The organism is Polaromonas sp. P1_G2 (genome assembly GCF_056405515.1).
Window position 1 is genome coordinate 1 of sequence record NZ_JBFUBY010000677.1, and the last position, 633, is coordinate 633.

1 protein-coding gene is annotated in these 633 nt (G+C 61.8%); it reads left to right on the forward strand.

The genetic code is table 11. The features are described from left to right. Positions 1–8: 8 nt before the first annotated feature. Positions 9–633, forward strand: a 625-nt coding sequence (locus AC1D0P_RS26900; protein ID WP_477679525.1) for a molybdopterin-dependent oxidoreductase, incomplete at its 3' end; no start/stop codon positions are given.

Consider the following 633-nt stretch of genomic DNA (forward strand, 5'->3'; position numbering starts at 1 on the left):
TCCCCAACATGCTGGATGCCGCCGTCGACGGCTCGTTCAAGGCGCTCTACGTCCAGGGCGAAGACATCCTGCAGTCCGACCCGGACACCAAGCATGTTTCGGCCGGTCTCGCAGCCATGGAATGCGTCGTCGTCCAGGACCTGTTCCTCAACGAGACCGCGAACTACGCCCATGTCTTCCTGCCCGGCTCGACCTTCCTCGAAAAGGACGGTACGTTCACCAATGCCGAGCGCCGCATCAACCGCGTCTACCGTCCGCTCGACCGGATCGACGCCGAGCGCGCCATCCCGGCCGGCACCAAGCCGATCACCGTTCAGGTCGTGGCGCTCGATTGGAAATGGCTGTTCTTCTATCCAGACCTCGGCATCGCTACGGTCAACGAAATGGCGGCACCGGTCGACACCCCGATCAGATTCCAGATCACTTCCTCCTCGGTGATGAATTCGTTCTACATTCCGGCACTGGCGGGTCAGGTCTATGCCATGCCGGGCATGCAGACGCCGCTGCACGCCGTCATCAACAAGGCCGGCGAATATGAAGGCCTTTCGGCCAATTTCAGCGGCCCCGGCTTCTCCCACATGCGCTTCAAGTTCCATGGCCTCGACAAGGCCGGCTTCGACCAGTGGGTTGCCT